The 14,806-nt window shown below is 69.9% G+C and carries 15 protein-coding genes; 11 read left to right on the top strand and 4 right to left on the bottom strand.

The window, feature by feature from the left end:
- The first annotated feature begins 5 nt into the window (after nucleotides 1-5).
- The 4 genes from K228_RS0115710 (at nucleotide 6) to K228_RS0115695 (ending at nucleotide 4,196) form a co-directional block, all read left to right on the top strand.
- On the top strand, nucleotides 6-866 hold the full coding sequence (locus tag K228_RS0115710) for a carbohydrate ABC transporter permease (RefSeq protein WP_025619297.1): 861 nt from the start codon (nucleotides 6-8) through the stop codon (nucleotides 864-866).
- Complete coding sequence (locus tag K228_RS0115705; protein WP_025619296.1) at nucleotides 863-2,188, top strand: ABC transporter substrate-binding protein; 1,326 nt, start codon at nucleotides 863-865, stop codon at nucleotides 2,186-2,188. Before K228_RS0115710 ends, K228_RS0115705 begins: the two co-directional genes overlap by 4 nt.
- Entirely contained in the window at nucleotides 2,185-3,258 is a 1,074-nt protein-coding gene (locus tag K228_RS0115700) for an ABC transporter ATP-binding protein (protein WP_050580998.1), read from the top strand. The genes K228_RS0115705 and K228_RS0115700 overlap by 4 nt, the downstream gene beginning before the upstream one ends.
- Nucleotides 3,259-3,326: 68 nt before the next feature.
- Nucleotides 3,327-4,196: a carbohydrate ABC transporter permease gene (locus K228_RS0115695; RefSeq protein WP_025619294.1), complete on the top strand. Its 870-nt coding sequence runs from the start codon at nucleotides 3,327-3,329 to the stop codon at nucleotides 4,194-4,196.
- 196 nt (nucleotides 4,197-4,392) lie between these two features.
- On the opposite strand, the gene K228_RS28355 is transcribed toward K228_RS0115695, so the two are convergent.
- Complete coding sequence (locus K228_RS28355; protein ID WP_155251586.1) at nucleotides 4,393-4,674, bottom strand: hypothetical protein; 282 nt, start codon at nucleotides 4,672-4,674, stop codon at nucleotides 4,393-4,395.
- Nucleotides 4,675-4,740: 66 nt separating this feature from the next.
- Between K228_RS28355 and K228_RS26445 the strand changes: the two genes are divergently transcribed.
- The 3 genes from K228_RS26445 (at nucleotide 4,741) to K228_RS0115680 (ending at nucleotide 7,222) form a co-directional block, all read left to right on the top strand.
- Nucleotides 4,741-5,070 (top strand): MFS transporter, encoded by a 330-nt coding sequence (locus K228_RS26445; protein WP_025619293.1) that lies wholly within the window; start codon nucleotides 4,741-4,743, stop codon nucleotides 5,068-5,070.
- A gap of 102 nt (nucleotides 5,071-5,172) precedes the next feature.
- Nucleotides 5,173-5,775 (top strand): GNAT family N-acetyltransferase, encoded by a 603-nt coding sequence (locus tag K228_RS0115685; RefSeq protein WP_025619292.1) that lies wholly within the window; start codon nucleotides 5,173-5,175, stop codon nucleotides 5,773-5,775.
- 28 nt (nucleotides 5,776-5,803) lie between these two features.
- A complete protein-coding gene (locus K228_RS0115680; RefSeq protein ID WP_025619291.1) occupies nucleotides 5,804-7,222 on the top strand; it encodes an RtcB family protein in 1,419 nt (472 codons plus the stop codon).
- 39 nt (nucleotides 7,223-7,261) lie between these two features.
- Here K228_RS0115680 and K228_RS0115675 read toward each other — a convergent pair whose 3' ends face one another.
- Nucleotides 7,262-7,702 (bottom strand): archease, encoded by a 441-nt coding sequence (locus K228_RS0115675; protein ID WP_025619290.1) that lies wholly within the window; start codon nucleotides 7,700-7,702, stop codon nucleotides 7,262-7,264.
- Nucleotides 7,703-7,817: 115 nt separating this feature from the next.
- Between K228_RS0115675 and K228_RS0115670 the strand changes: the two genes are divergently transcribed.
- The 4 genes from K228_RS0115670 to K228_RS0115655 all read left to right on the top strand — a co-directional run bounded on the left by K228_RS0115670 (nucleotide 7,818) and on the right by K228_RS0115655 (nucleotide 11,551).
- Nucleotides 7,818-9,302, top strand: a complete 1,485-nt coding sequence (locus tag K228_RS0115670) for a flavin-containing monooxygenase (protein ID WP_025619289.1) — start codon at nucleotides 7,818-7,820, stop codon at nucleotides 9,300-9,302.
- Nucleotides 9,295-10,224 carry an SDR family NAD(P)-dependent oxidoreductase gene (locus K228_RS0115665; protein ID WP_025619288.1) on the top strand — a complete coding sequence of 310 codons (930 nt, stop codon included), beginning with the start codon at nucleotides 9,295-9,297 and terminating at the stop codon, nucleotides 10,222-10,224. Before K228_RS0115670 ends, K228_RS0115665 begins: the two co-directional genes overlap by 8 nt.
- Nucleotides 10,225-10,308: 84 nt before the next feature.
- A complete protein-coding gene (locus K228_RS25690; RefSeq protein WP_025619287.1) occupies nucleotides 10,309-10,641 on the top strand; it encodes a hypothetical protein in 333 nt (110 codons plus the stop codon).
- A gap of 151 nt (nucleotides 10,642-10,792) precedes the next feature.
- Nucleotides 10,793-11,551 (top strand): hypothetical protein, encoded by a 759-nt coding sequence (locus tag K228_RS0115655; RefSeq protein WP_025619286.1) that lies wholly within the window; start codon nucleotides 10,793-10,795, stop codon nucleotides 11,549-11,551.
- A 45-nt stretch (nucleotides 11,552-11,596) separates the two neighbouring features.
- Here the strand turns inward: K228_RS0115655 and K228_RS0115650 are convergent, their stop codons facing one another.
- Together K228_RS0115650 and K228_RS0115645 are read right to left on the bottom strand one after the other, a co-directional pair.
- Nucleotides 11,597-13,219, bottom strand: coding sequence for an alkaline phosphatase D family protein (locus tag K228_RS0115650; protein ID WP_025619285.1), 1,623 nt, complete (start codon nucleotides 13,217-13,219; stop codon nucleotides 11,597-11,599).
- Between the two features lie 125 nt (nucleotides 13,220-13,344).
- Nucleotides 13,345-14,796: an MFS transporter gene (locus K228_RS0115645; protein WP_025619284.1), complete on the bottom strand. Its 1,452-nt coding sequence runs from the start codon at nucleotides 14,794-14,796 to the stop codon at nucleotides 13,345-13,347.
- Nucleotides 14,797-14,806: the final 10 nt, after the last annotated feature.

The raw sequence follows: 14,806 nt of genomic DNA, 5'->3' as shown, positions 1-14,806 counted from the left end.
ACCGGGTGGGGGGCCGCGCCAGCGGCCCCCCACCGCTGTCCGGGAGGATCGGCCGGATCTGGCGTGCTCTGGGTGCGCTCTTCGTCCTGCTCGTCTTCGTCCCGCCGTTCCTGCTGCTGGTCTCGGGCTCGCTCACCGAGCCTGGTCTGCCGCCGTCCCCCACCCCGCAGCTGATTCCCGATCCGGTCTCCACCGCCGGCTACCGACAGGCCCTGGAGGTCGGCGGGGTGCTGCGCGCCGCGCTCAACTCGCTGCTGGTCGCGGTCGTCGCCGTGCCGCTGAGCGTGCTGGTCGCCGCGCTGGCCGGCTTCGCGCTGGCCCGGCTCGCACCCCGCGGGGCCGCCCTCGTCATCGTGGCCTCCCTGGTAGCCCTGATGGTGCCGGCCACCGCACTGCTGGTACCCCGATTCACGATCTTCCGCGCGCTCGGGCTGACCGATACGCTGGTGCCCTTGATCGCTCCGGCGCTGTTGGGTACCTCCCCGCTCTTCGTCCTGGTCTACTACCTGGCCTTCCGGGCGCTGCCGCGGGACCTCTACGACGCCTGTCTGGTGGAGGACATGACTCCGATGGGCATCTGGTGGCGGGTCGCGCTCCCGTTGGTGCGTCCGGTCACTGCCGCGATCACCGCCCTTACCTTCGTGCTGACCTGGTCGAACTTCCTCGATCCACTGATCTACGTGTACGACCGTGACCTGTTCACCCTGCCCTTGGCGCTGCGTTCGCTGTCGGTGCTGGATCCGACGAACTTCCCGGTGTTTCTGGCCGGGGCGGTTCTGGCGACCGGCCCGGCCGTGCTGGTCTTCTGGTTCGCCCAGCGCCGATTTTTCCACCACGATGACCAGACAGGACGGAACCGGCCATGAGAAGACCCAGGGCGCTGCTGGCGGCGCTGCTCGCGACCGTGCTCCTCGCTGCCGGCTGCGCAGCCGGACCCGGGGCCGCCTCCGACGGGCCGGTGCGACTGCTGGTCTTCGGTGCCCCCGAGGAGTTGGCCGCCTATCGCACGCTGATCGAGGCGTACGGTCAGACACAGCCCGGTAGCGAGGTGCAGCTCATCGAGGCGAGTGACCGCAAGGACCTGCTGGCCCGGCTCGCCACGTCGGTCGCCGGGGGTGCCCCACCGGACCTGTTCCTGATGAACTACCGCTTTTATGGCCAGTTCGCTGCGAAGAACGTGGTGGAGCCCTTGGACGAGCGGATCGCGGCCTCCGAGAAGGTGAATCCCGCTGACTACTATCCGGTGGCGATGGAGGCCTTCAGCTGGGGCGGCAAACAGCTCTGCCTGCCGCAGAACGTCTCCAGTCTCGCCGTCTACTACAACCGCACCCTCTTCGCCAAATACCAGGTCTCCGAGCCGACGCCGGGTTGGACCTGGAACGACATGGTCGGGACCGCTATCGCGATGACCCGGGACGACCGTGGTGTGGTGGTCAAGGGCACCGAGAGTGAGGGGGCCGCTGCCCGCCCGGCCGTGCACGGGCTCGGCGTCGAGCCGTCGATCATCCGGGTCGCCCCGTTCACCTGGTCCGGCGGCGGTGAGATCGTCGACGACCCGGAGCGACCGACCCGGCTCACCCTGGACAGCCCGACCGGCCGGGAGGCGCTGAAGAACCTGATCGACCTCCGCCAGGCGTACGGGGTGGTGCCCACCGACGCGGAGGTCGAGGCGGAGGACGACGAGTCTCGCTTCGCCAACGGCCGACTCGCCATGCTGATGTCCTCCCGGCGCTCCACCACCACCTTCCGCTCGATCACCGGCTTTGAGTGGGACGTCGCTCCGCTGCCGGTCTACCAGGACCAGGTCGGCGTGCTGCACTCGGATGCGTACTGCATGCCTCGGGGCGCCAAGCGTAAGGATGCGGCGTGGCGGTTCCTGGAATTCGCCATCTCCGCCGAGGGGCAGCAGATCATCGCCGCCACCGGGCGGACGGTGCCGTCGCACATCGGTGTCTCGCAGTCCCCGGTGTTCCTCGACTCGTCCCAGCCACCCCGCAACGCGACGGTCTTCCTCGACACGATTCCCACCCTCCGGACGTTGCCGACCATCTCCACCTGGCCGGAGGTCGAGGATGTGACCGCCGGGATCCTGGAGAACGCGCTGTACCGGGGCGACCGGTTGGACGAGGTCATCCGTGCCCTGGATGAGCAGACCCGCCCGCTGTTCGCCCGTGGTGAGCACGGGTGAACGATGCCGACCTGACCCACGATGCCGTCGTGACTCACGATGCCGGACTGACTCTGGATGGAGTGAGTGCCGCCTACCGGGGCGTCACCGTTCTGCGGCAGATGCGGCTGACCGTGGCCCGGGGAGAGCTCCTGGTGGTACTCGGCCCCTCCGGCGCCGGCAAGTCGACGCTGTTGCGGGTGGTGGCCGGCCTGGAGCCGGTTACCACCGGGCGAGTCTGGATCGCCGGCCGGGATGTCACCGCTGACCGTCCGGGCCGGCGCAATGTGTCGATGGTCTTCCAGTCGTACGCGCTCTTTCCCCACCTGACCGTCGCCGAGAACATCGCGTTCGGCCTGGTGGTGCGGGATGTCCCGAAGGTGGCGGCCCGGGAGCGGGCCCGGTCCGCCGCCGAGCAGGTCGGCGCGGCGCACCTGCTCGGCCGGCGACCCGGGCAGCTCTCCGGCGGTGAGCGACAGCGGGTCGCGTTGGCCCGGGCGTTGGTGCGGGAGCCGGACGTCTTTCTCCTCGACGAGCCGCTATCCAACCTCGACCTTGCGCTGCGGGTGCAGATGCGGGCCGAGCTGCGGGCCCTGCACGACCGGCTCGGCGCCACGATGGTGCATGTCACGCACGATCAAACCGAGGCGTTGGTGCTGGCCGATCGGATCGCGGTGCTGCGCGACGGCCGGGTAGAGCAGGTTGGGACGCCGGACGAGATCTGGCACACCCCGGCGAGCCGGTTCGTGGCGGGCTTTGTCGGCTCCCCAGCCATGAACGTGCTTCCCAGCTCTGGCCCGATCCACCCGTCCGGTGCTCCGCCGGCGGGGATGGCCGGCGACCGGGAGATCGGGTTCCGCCCGGAGGCGGTGGTGTTGGGGGTGTCCGACGGCACGGCGGCGACCGTGGACCGGGTTGAGGTGGTCGGTACGGACGCCTACGCCTACCTCACCCTCCGCGCCGGGAACCCGGTGGTGGCCCGGGTGCCCGCCGCCCATCGGCCCGCCCGCGGCGATGCGGTTCGAGTCGGGGTCCGCTGGGCCGATACGCACGTCTTCGACGCCGCCACCGGGCTCCGGTGCGTGCCTTGAGCGAAAGGAGTGAGCCCGCGCGCGCCAGGGTAGGGCCGGCGGCGCGTGGGCAGCGGCAGGTGGCGGTGATGCTGGCGCCGTATCTGGTCGGTCTGGTCGGTCTGGTGTTGGTCCCCGCCGCGGTCACGCTCACCCTGGCCTTCACCGAGTACGACCTGGTCAACCCGCCGAGTTGGGCCGGGTTGGCGAACATCTCCGAGCTGGTGACGGACCCGGTGTTCCGGGTCGCGCTGGCCAACTCGCTGGTGTTCGCGTTGGTGGCCGTGCCGCTTCGGGTGCTGCTTGCACTGGGCTTGGCGCTGCTGCTGCATCGCCGGTCCTTCGGGGGCCGTCCCGCACGGGTCGCGGCGCTGCTGCCGACCGTGGTACCCGAGATCGCCTATGGCCTGCTCTGGCTCTGGCTGTTCAACCCCTTGTACGGCCCGATCAACCAGCTGCTGCGGGTCGGTGGCGAGAACGGGTTGACCGTGCTCGGACGTACCCCGCCGCAGTGGCTCACCGACCCCACCGACGCCCGCGCCGCGATCATCCTGATGAGCGTGTTCACCATGGGCGAGACCTTTGTGGTGTTGCTCGCCGCCCGGCGGGCCCTGCCAGCGGATGTCTATGAGGTCGCGGCCCTGGAGGATGCCACCGGTTGGGACGTCTTCCGCCGGATCACCCTGCCGCTGATGGCGCCGGTGTTGGCCCTGCTGGTGGTGCGGGATCTGATCGCCAGCCTGCACTTCTCCTTTGTGCCGGCGTTCGTGGTGACCGACGGTGGCCCACCGCCGTATGCCACCACCTACCTGTCGTTGTTCATCTACCGCACCGGCTTCGAGTACCTGCGCTACGGCTATGCCGCCGCTGCGACGTTGGTGATGATGCTGCTGACGGTGGCGGCGGTGGTGGTGCAGTGGCGGCTGTTCCGCCGCTACCGGGCCTTCTACCGGCTGTGATTCGGCAGCAGCGGCTCGACGATCACCCACTCATCGGTCAGGTCAGACGCGCGCCCCGTACCCGATCCATTTCCGTTTACCGACCGGACCCGGGCGTTTTCGTACTGTGGGTGCGAAACGCCCGGACAGTGTATATCCCAAATGCGCCTTAGGGTGCTTCTCGTCGAAAGTAATGTCCGATATTTCTGCTTTATAGTTAACGTTTGTTATCGGCACGGCGTTGATCGAGGCGCTCCAGGAACACATGCGCGATCGCGGTTCCCGGCTGAGCGGGCTCTATCCGGCGCAGCGCTCCTTCTAACAGCGATTCGGCTATGCGCCGCTGCTCACTGGCCTGTTTCCGGTACTGCTGGTGGTGGTGCTGCTCAGCGGGCTCACTACCCAGGCGTACCGGCGCGGCGGCAACCATGCTCAGCGAGCTGATGCCGGGTGACCTGCAGGTGATGGCGTTCGCCATGCTGCGCACCGCGATGAACATGGGGGCGGCGCTGGGGCCGCTGCTGGCGGCGGGGCTCATCCTGGTCGACTGGACCTGCTCTACTGGGTGGACGCGGCCAGCGCGCTGACCTACTCGCTGATCGCGCTGTTCCTATTGCCCACCACGGCCTCTGGTGCTGCTTCGCCCGGCCGTTCCGGATACAGCATGCTGGTGTGGGACACCCGATATCTGCTCTACCTGGGGGCCATGCTGCTCAGCTCCGTGGTCTATCTGCAGTTTATGACCACGCTACCGTTGCAGCTCACGGCGGTGGGGCAGTCGGCGGGGTTCTACAGCGTGGTGCTGACGGCGTCGTCGGTGCTGGTGATCGCGGCCGAGCTGAAGATCACAACGTACGTGCGGCACCGGCCGCCGGCGCTGGCCGGGCCCGGCTGAACCGTCGTCGACCGGGTGGATGCGGCGCGAATATTCCCGGCGGCGGATGCTGCGGTGATGCGAGGATCGCCGTTCGGATCGGGATGGCTGAGGAGGGCGTTCGTGGAGGTACGGCGAATCGGGCCGGAGCTGGTTGACGCAGCGGCCGGGGTGCTGGCCGAGGCGTTTGATGGCTACTCCTGGACCGCGTGGACCGTCGGCGCTGATCGGCATCGGGAACGGCTGGCAAATCTCTTCGCGGTAACCCTGACTACGGTTGGTTTCCCGTACGGGGATGTCTGGGCGGCGCTGGACACCCACGGTCACCCGCAGGCGGTGGCGGTGTGGCTGCGATCGGATCGGCCGGTGCCCGACGAGGTCTGGGCCGACGTGGCTGCCGGGGACGCGGAGTATGCCGGGGACCGGCATCCGGCGATGCTCGCCGCGGAGGCGGCCTGTGCCCCGCTGCGGTCCGCGGAGCCGGCGTTCCTGCTGGCCACGGTGGGGGTGTGCCCGGCGGGCCAGGGTGGGGGAGTCGGCTCGCGCCTGCTTCGTCCCGGCCTGGTCGAGGCGGACCGGGCCGGCCTGCCGGCGACGCTGGAGACGTCCGCCTCAGCGAACCTGCGGTTCTACCGGCGGTGTGGGTTCGAGGTGACCGGGGAGGTGACCGTGCCGGGCGGGGGACCGCGGGTGTGGGCGATGCGTCGTCCTCCGGCCAGCGTGTAGGCCGCACCGGACCGGGTAGGTCGCGCGGGTGGAGCTGGTTGAGGAGTCGCCGCACCGTTTCCGGATCGACCGGCGGGACCCGATGCGGGTTCCCGGAGTGGTGTTCGCGGCCGAGGCGCTGCTGCCGGAGATCGGGGCGGACGGGTCGTTGGAGCAGGTCGCGGCTGTCGCCACGCTACCCGGCATCGTCGATGCCTCGTTCGCCATGCCGGATGTGCATCTGGGTTACGGCTTCCCGATCGGTGGGGTGGCCGCCACCGATGTGGCGGCGGGCGGGGTGGTGTCTCCGGGCGGGGTGGGCTTCGACATCTCGTGCGGCGTTCGGCTGCTCACGGCCGACCTCGATCTGGCTGGGCTTCGTCCCCGGCTCGACGCGGTCATGGATGGGCTGGCTGAGGCGACGCCGCGGGGGGCGGGACGGGGCGCGGCGTGGCACCTGTCGGGCAGCTCGGACGTGGACGGGGTGCTGCGCGACGGGTCGCGGTACGCCGTGCAGCGCGGCTTCGGTGTCGAGCGGGACCTAGAACGCTGCGAGGACCAGGGTGCGCTGGGTGACGCGGACCCGGCGGCGGTCGGTGAGCGGGCGATCGAGCGCGGCGCGAAGCAGGTGGGCAGTCTCGGTTCGGGCAACCACTTCCTCGAGGTACAGGCCGTCACGGAGGTGTATGACCAGCGCGTCGCGGAGGTCTTCGGGCTACGGCCCGGGCAGGTCTGCGTGATGATCCATTGTGGCTCGCGCGGGCTGGGGCACCAGATCTGCGCCGACTATGTGCGCCGGATGGAGAAGGCGATGCGCCGCTACGGCATCGAGGTGCCGGACCGGCAGCTCGCCTGCGCCCCGGTCTCGTCTCCGGAGGGGCAGGCCTATCTTGGCGCGATGGCCGCTGCCGCCAACTACGCCCGGGCGAATCGTCAGCTGCTCACCCACGTGAGCCGGCTGGTCTTTCGTCGGGTCACCGGTGCGAACCTCGACCTGGTCTACGACGTTTCACACAACCAGGCGAAGATCGAGTCCCACGGGGTGGATGGCGAGAGGCGTTCGCTCTGTGTGCATCGCAAGGGTGCCACCCGAGCGCTGCCTCCGGGACACCCGGACCTGCCGGCGGAGCTGGCTGAGGTCGGGCAACCGGTACTCATCCCCGGGTCGATGGGCACCGCGTCCTACGTGCTGACCGGGATCTCCGATGCTCCGGCCTTCGCCTCCAGCTGTCATGGGGCCGGGCGGGTGCGCAGCCGGAAGCAGGCGGTGCGGGCCGAGCGCGGCCAGGTTCCGCGCGAGCAACTCGTCGCGCGGAACATCGCGGTACGCGGTGCTTCCCGGCGGGGCCTGGCCGAGGAGATGCCGGCGGCGTACAAGGACATCGACGCCGTGGTCGAGGCGACCGAGGGCGCCGGGCTGTGCCGGAAGGTAGCCCGGTTGGTGCCGATCGGTGTCGTCAAGGGTTGATGCCCGGGCGGGCCGCGCGGATCTGACGGTTGTGCCGGCTCACACGTCCACGGTGAGCGCGCAGGACCAGCGGGGGCCGTCGGGGCCGAAGCGCAGTTCGTGCAGGGAGATGGCTTTCGGTACGGCGCCGATCAGCTCCACTGCGTCGGCGTCGGTGGTCTGCCAGCGTACGTGTAGCCCGTCGGCGCCGTCGGCGCGAACCTCGGTACGCAGTGGCAGCTCGCCCCTGGTCTCCATCCGGAAGATCACCTCCTCGAGGATGTTCACCAGGAGGTCTGTGTCCTCGTCGGCGGGGGCGTGGTATATCCGTTCGGCGGTGGGTTGCGTGGGGCCCAGGTCAACGAAGGTGTCCACCAGGGCGGTGACCGCCTCGGCCACGCACTCCTCCCGCGTCGGAGCCCACGCCTCGATGCGTACGTCGGCGGTGTGCGGCAGGCAGTGGTGGCCGCGTTTGGGTCGTGGTTCCACGCCACCGATCATCCGCTACGATCGCCTGCTCCGGACCCGGTTCGCCGCGGTGGGTTTCCGGGACCTGTTGAACGCGTTGATGGGGCTGGATAGAGTCCAGTGCACAGGCTCGTTTACGGGAGACACCATGGCCACGAGCAACCATGTTGATGTGCTCATCGTTGGGGCCGGCCTCTCCGGTGTCGGCGCGGCCTGTCACCTGGTTCGGCACTGTCCCGAGAAGACGTACGCCGTGTTCGAGGCGCGTGATGCGATCGGCGGCACCTGGGATCTATTTCGCTATCCGGGCATTCGGTCGGATTCGGATATGTTCACCCTCGGCTACTCGTTCCGGCCATGGAGCGACCCCACGGCCCTCGCCGACGGCCCGTCCATTCGGGACTATGTCCGGGACACCGCCCGCGAGTACGGCGTCACCGAGCATATCCGCCTCCAACACCGGGTCGTCCGCGCCGACTGGGACAGCCAGACCGCCCGGTGGACGGTGTACGCCCACCGGGACAACGGTGCGGAGGTCGTCGTCACCTGTTCGTTTCTCCATGCCTGCGCCGGCTACTACCGCTACGACCGGGGCTACACGCCCCAACTGCCCGGGGCGGAGCGGTTCGCCGGCCGGGTCGTGCACCCGCAGCACTGGCCCGCCGACCTCGACCACGCCGGTCAGCGGGTGGTGGTGATCGGCAGCGGCGCGACCGCGGTGACCCTGGTGCCCGCGCTGGCCGAGCGAGCCGCCCACGTGACGATGCTGCAACGCTCACCCACCTACATCCTGGCGCTGCCGGCGCGGGACGTGGCCGCCACCGCGCTGCGCCGGGTACTGCCGAGGCGGGTGGTCTACCCGGTGGTCCGCTGGAAGAACATCCTGCTGCTCACGGCGAACTACCAGCTCAGCCGGCGAGCCCCCAACCTGGTCCGGCGGCTGCTGCGGCGGGCCATGCGAGGCCGACTCCCGGCCGGATACGACCTCGACCGACACTTCTCGCCCCGCTACAACCCGTGGGACCAACGCCTCTGCGTCGTTCCCGACGGCGACCTGTTCCACGCGATCGCGGTGGGCCGGGCCTCCGTCGTCACCGACACCATCGATACCTTCACCGAGACCGGGCTCCGGCTGGCCTCTGGCGAGGAGGTGGCGGCCGATGTGGTCGTCACCGCCACCGGCCTGGAGCTGCTAGCGCTCGGCGACGCCCGGCTCACCGTGGACGGTGCGCCGATCGATCCGGCCGACACGGTCGCCTACAAGGGGATGATGCTCTCGGGCGTCCCGAACTTCGCGATGACCGTCGGCTACGTCAACGCCTCCTGGACGCTCCGGGCCGACCTGATCGCGAGGTACGTCTGTCGACTCCTCGCCCACCTCGACCGCACCGGACAGCAGGTCGTCACCCCGCTGCCGCCGCCCGACGGCGAGCGGCTCCCCCTCCTTGACCTGACCGCCGGCTACGTGCTGCGGGGCCTCGCCGCCCTGCCTCGGCAGGGGGCCCGCGCTCCCTGGCGGCTGCCCCAGAACTACCTACGGGACCTGTTGCTGATGCGGTACGGCCGGCTCACCGACGAGGGAGTCCGGTTTTCTCAGGCGGGCAAGCCGGAGCGGAGCCCTGCGCGTGCGTAGGTTCGACTACCACTGCGCGAACGCTGTGGTCACCGGTGCAGCCAGCGGTATCGGCGCCGCCCTCGCCCACGGCCTGGCGGCGCGCGGCAGTGACCTGGTCCTGCTTGATGGCGACGCCGAGCGCCTCGCCACCGTGGTGCGCGCGGTCCGCACCGCGTACCCCGACCGGCGGGTCGACTCGGTCGTCGTGGATCTCGCCGACGCGGGGGCCACGGCGGCGGCAGCCGAGCAGGTCCGCGTTCGCCATCCCCGCATCCGGCTCCTGGTCAACAACGCCGGCGTGGCACTCGGCGGTCGGTTCGACCAGGTGACCCTGGACGAGTTCCAGTGGGTGGTTGACATCAACTTCCGTGCGGTGGTGCAGCTCACGCACGCGTTGCTACCTGCCCTGAAGGCGGATCCCGGCTCGCACCTGGTCAACGTCTCCAGCCTGTTCGGGCTGATCGCCCCGCCCGGGCAGGCCGCCTACTCGGCGACCAAGTTCGCCGTCCGTGGCTTCACCGAGGCGCTGCGCCACGAACTGATCGGCGACGGCATCGGTGTCACCTCCGTGCACCCCGGGGGAATCGCCACCCGGATCACCGAGAACGCGCGGATCGGCAGCGGCGTCAACCGGGACGACTACGAGGTGGGCCGGCGGCAGTTCGACCGCCTGCTCAGCATCCCACCCGCCCGGGCCGCCGAGGTGATCCTGCGGGGCGTGGAACGCCGCCGGCCCCGGGTGCTCATCGGCTGGTCGGCGAAGCTGCCCGACCTGATCGCCCGGATCGCACCGGCCTCGTACGGGCGGCTGCTGCGGGTCGGGCTCAACCAGACCGGCGGTGCGCCGACTCGTCGGCTGACCACCGGGGCCGCGCCAGCACCGCAGCCGGCCGACCAACCGCCAGCGTCGCGGCCCCCTCCGGTGGACGACCCGGGGTGACCACCGCCGCCGGGCACGCCGACGGGCGGCACTCCTGATGGGCCAGATGGGGAAGAGCAACGGTCTCCTCCGGGTGCTGGTGCGATGATGCGCAAGCACTACCGGCTGGCGATTGCCTCGCTGGGCATGGGAATCGCCGAGTTCGGGGACGTCGCCTATGTCGTCAGCCTGGCCGCCTCCCTGTACCTGTCGGGATCCCGCTCCGCGATCTACGTCAGTCTCGCGATGGCCGCCTACGGAGGGGAAGTCTGGCCGGATCGTGGCTGGGTGGCGCGCTGGTCGACGTGCTGCCCGCGCGTCGCTGGATTCACCGGGGACCTGCTCGGCGGCAGTCTCGTCAACACCTTGTCCGGTAAGGCACTGCTATCGCCTTTTGCCCGGTTTGCGTGGACTACTGAGACCGCCGATCGTCGGTGACCTGCGCCGCAGCTACTCCCATCCAGGGCTATCCCGGAATGTCGGACATGGTGATCGGGTTGTGTCCCCGGTACCGCCGGAACCAAACCCGCGTGGCGGTTCTCCAAGGAGTGCTCACCCGGAGCGCTTCGCCTGACCGAAAGGGCACATCGTGAAGTATGACTTCACCCGATGGCTCCCGGCCATCGCGAAGACCCCGTACCAATGGCTCTCGACGGAGCCGAACCGCAAACTCGTTCTGAGCGTGGCTGGCGTGGCAGCGGTCGGAGGTCTCGCGCTCGCGCCGACCACCGCTGCGGCATCGGTGACCAGTGGCCCGCATCCGGGCGCCCTGGCCGCCATCGCACTGGCCACCGGCAAGCAGGCCGAGGACCGTGATCCGGACCTCGAGTCGGACCCGACGGCGTCAACCGTCGACCCGGACCGGAGCTCCGAGCCTGCGGCGAGCGACACCGACGGCACCGACTCGCCCACCCGGGAACAGCTGATCCCCTATGGTGTACAGGGCGCCCAGTCCTACATCCAGGTTGACAACGCTCAGCGCACGAACGCCAAGGAGATCATCGAGGTTGCCAAGGCGACCGGGGTCGGCGAGCGGGGTGCGGTCATCGGCGTGGCGACCGCGCTGCAGGAGTCGAAGCTGTACAACCTCGGCCACCTGGGCAGCTACAACGACCACGACTCGCAGGGCCTGTTCCAGCAGCGCCCGTCGACCGGGTGGGGCACGCCGAAGCAGATCACCGACCCGCAGTACGCCGCGACCGCGTTCTTCGAGGCGCTCAAGAACGTCAACGGCTGGCAGGAGCTGCCGCTGACGACCGCGGCGCAGACGGTGCAGGTATCCGCGTACCCGTTCCACTACGCGCAGTGGGAAGAGCAGGCAGCGGAGCTCGTCGCCGAGCTCTGGTGACCACCGGCCGGCCGTTGCCCCGCGGGGCAACGGCCGGCTTTCAGGTCAGCTCAGCGGTGCGTTCTCCTGGCGCAGCCGGGACGAGCCGGCGGTCACCGACCAGCCCGTCACAAAGCGGCTGCCGGTGCTGCTCTGGGTCCGGTCAACCAGGTGGAACCAGTCCATCCGGCACTGCTGCGGCGTCACCTCCAGTACCCCGTAGCCGTGCCCGTCCAGGTCGGTCCAGCGCACGTGCGGGTTGGTCGAGCGGATCAGGCCGGACGCCAGCTCACTGAGCGAGTTGCCTTCCCGCATTCCCAAGAAGTCGTTGATGTTGTCACTGGTCACCGACGGCACCACGAACTCCGCGGCAGCCGGGTTGGTCAGCCCGGTCGACTGCGTGGTCAGCTCGTTCGCCCATGAGGTGTGGATGTCGCCGGTCAGGAAGACCACGTCCCGGGTATCGGTCGCCAACAGGTGGTCAATCAGTTCGTTGCGGTCGGCGTTGTAGCCGTCCCACTGGTCGGGGTTGAGCACCGCGCCGTTCTGCGGGATGCCGAGCAACGTGCCCAGCGGCCCGAGCAGCCAGGAGGGGAGGGCGCCCACGTCCAGCCGGGAGATCATGACCGGGTTGCCGACCAGTTTCCACTGGGCGTCCGAGGTGGCCAGACCCGCCTTGAGCCAGGCCATCTGCGCCTCGCCGGTGATCGTCCGCTCCGGGTCGTCGATGTCCAGACCCGATGCCTGCTCGGACCGGTACGTCCGCAGGTCCAGCATGGACAGATCGGCGAGCCGGCCGAAACGCAACCGCCGATAGATCGCACCGTCCGCCCCGGTGCGCACCGGCATCCACTCCGCGTACGCCTGACGCGCTGCCGCCACCCGGTCGGTGAAGCTGCCCTCGGCGCCAGGAGTGTGGTTCTCCGCGCCGCCCGACCACTGGTCGTTGGCGACCTCGTGGTCGTCCCAGGTGATCGCCCACGGCACCGACGCGTGCAGGGCCTGTAGGTCGGGGTCGCTCTTGTAGAGCGCGTGCCGGACGCGATAGTCCTGCAGCGTCAGCGTCTCGTGTGCCGGTTGGACTGACCGCACCACGGTGCCTCCGGCGGCGAACTCCCCGGTGCCGTACTCGTACAGGTAGTCACCGAGGTGTACCACCAGGTTCAGGTCGCCCCGCTCGGCGAGGTGCCGGTAGGCGGCGAAGTAGCCCGCCTCCCAGTTCGAGCACGACACCACACCCAGGCGGATCCGGTCGATGTCGGCATCCGCCTCCGGCGCGGTCATCGTTCGGGCGGTGGGCGACCAGGCGCCGGCGTAGCCGAAGCGGAACCAGTACGTGGTGGCTGGCGCGAGCCCACTGACGGCAACCTTGACCGTGTGGTCCCGATCCGGGCCGGTAGCGAGGGTGCCCTGCGCCGCCAGGGTGGCGAAGTCCGGGTCGGCTGCGACCTGCCAGGTCACGGTCACCTCCGGGCCGACGCCCGAGCCCGGCTGGGACCCCTCGGTTGGGGTGAGGCGGGTCCAGAGCAGGATGCCGTCGGGCAACGGGTCACCGGAGGCGACGCCGTGCCGGAAGGCGCTACCGGTGGCCCCGGCCCGGCCGGGGAGGGCGGCGCTGGCGAGGACGGCGGTGCCGGCGGAGGCGCCGGCGATACGCAGGAGGGTCCGACGGTCGAGGGAGTTCGTCATGGGCACTGTTTCTACCGGCCGGTAGGGTCCGGCCGCTGCCCCGTGTCGGCGTGTTCGCCGAATTGTCGACTTGGCGTCGCCCGCGTCGTGGTCGGCGCCCTGGCCCGGCTGGTCGAGTCTTCCGCTCAGCGGCGGTCGAGGACGATGTCGGTCAGCGCCAGGCAGAGCGCGAGCATGGTGATTCCGCTGATCAAGAGCATCGCGTGGTGAAAGGCGACCGACCAGTCCCCAGTGGCCCCCTGCGCCGAGAAGATGACACTGCCGACCGTGGCGATGCCGGCGGCAGACCCGATGCGCTGGCCGGTCTGCAGCATGCCCGCGCCGCTGCCGGCACGCGACACCGGCACCTGGGCGAGGGTGAGGGCCTGGTTCGGGGTGACCACCAGGCCGCTGCCGAGCCCTGCCACCAGCAACGGTGTGGCGGTCCACCAGGACACCGTGGCCCCGGTGGGGACCCGGTGGACGACGAGCACCACGACGACGAGGCTGACGGCGACGATGGCCAGACCGAGGGCGACCAGCGGCCGACCAACTCGGTTGACGATCCGGCCGCCCACCACGGAGGCGATGGCGAATCCAACCGTGAACGGGGTGCTGGCCAGCCCGGCGGCGAGTGCGCTGTGCCCGAGACCGTTCTGCAGGTACACCGTGAGGACGAAGAAGACGGAGGTGAACCCGCCGAAGTACAGCAGGGCTATTCCGACGCCGATCCGGTACGAGCGAATGCCGAGTAGGCGCGGGTCGAACAGGGGCTCGTGGCGACGGGCGTACCACCGCTCCCAACCGGCGAAGGCGGCCAGCATCAGCAGGCCGGCCGGAAGCGTCAGCCACCTTTCCGGACTCTTCCAGTGCTGCTGAACCAGAGGTAGCAGGACAAGCAGGACACCCGCGCCGAGCAGTAGTAGGCCGACCAGATCGAACCGGCGACGGTCGGGAACGCCCTGGGCTCGGTGCGGGAGAAGGCGCCAGCCGAGGACGGCGGCGAACATACCGATCGGCACGTTGACGAAGAAGACCCACCGCCACCCGTGCTCGGCACCGCCGATGTGGATGAGGAGGCCGCCGAGCAGTGGCCCGATCGCGGTGGAGATACTGACGGTCACGCCGAGCAGCCCAAACGGGCGGCCCCGCTCGGAGCTCTGGAAGAGTTCCTGGATCAATCCGGTGACCTGGGGGGTGACCAGGCCGGCGGCGGCACCTTGGAGTAGCCGAGCAGCGACCAGCCAGTTGGCGGTGGGAGCCAGCCCGGCTGCCACGCTGGTGAGGCTGAACAGGGAGACGCCGACCACGAAGACGGTCCGTCGCCCATGCCCGTCACCGAACCGGCCGGCGGGTACCAGCATCAACCCGAAGGTCAACGCGTAGCCGGAGAGGACCCACTGCACGTCGCTGGGGGCGACACCGAGTGCCCGATCCATCGACGGGATGGCGACGTTGACGATGCTCACGTCGAGCAACGTCATGAAGACGGCGGCCAGACCAACGCCGAGCGCCGCCCCTCGGCGTTGTTGCTCGGCCAGGTCACCACCGGGTGGGCGGGCCCGTGGACCCGGGGAAGGGCGGTCGTCGTCACCCATCCGGCGGTTG

The organism is Salinispora cortesiana, assembly GCF_000484695.1.
Taxonomy (GTDB): Bacteria; Actinomycetota; Actinomycetes; order Mycobacteriales; family Micromonosporaceae; genus Micromonospora; species Micromonospora cortesiana.
The sequence above is the reverse complement of the archived record's forward strand: the minus strand, read 5'-3'. Positions and strand labels throughout refer to the sequence as shown.

What these genes read in the sequence shown, in the direction of transcription:
- K228_RS0115705 (WP_025619296.1), top strand. Translation starts at nt 863, where the DNA reads ATGAGAAGACCCAGGGCGCTGCTGGCGGCGCTGCTCGCGACCGTGCTC.
- K228_RS0115695 (WP_025619294.1), top strand. Translation starts at nt 3,327, where the DNA reads ATGCTGGCGCCGTATCTGGTCGGTCTGGTCGGTCTGGTGTTGGTCCCC.
- K228_RS28355 (WP_155251586.1), bottom strand. Translation starts at nt 4,674, where the DNA reads ATGTTCATCGCGGTGCGCAGCATGGCGAACGCCATCACCTGCAGGTCA.
- K228_RS0115675 (WP_025619290.1), bottom strand. Translation starts at nt 7,702, where the DNA reads ATGATCGGTGGCGTGGAACCACGACCCAAACGCGGCCACCACTGCCTG.
- K228_RS0115670 (WP_025619289.1), top strand. Translation starts at nt 7,818, where the DNA reads ATGGCCACGAGCAACCATGTTGATGTGCTCATCGTTGGGGCCGGCCTC.
- K228_RS25690 (WP_025619287.1), top strand. Translation starts at nt 10,309, where the DNA reads ATGATGCGCAAGCACTACCGGCTGGCGATTGCCTCGCTGGGCATGGGA.
- K228_RS0115650 (WP_025619285.1), bottom strand. Translation starts at nt 13,219, where the DNA reads ATGACGAACTCCCTCGACCGTCGGACCCTCCTGCGTATCGCCGGCGCC.
- K228_RS0115645 (WP_025619284.1), bottom strand. Translation starts at nt 14,796, where the DNA reads ATGGGTGACGACGACCGCCCTTCCCCGGGTCCACGGGCCCGCCCACCC.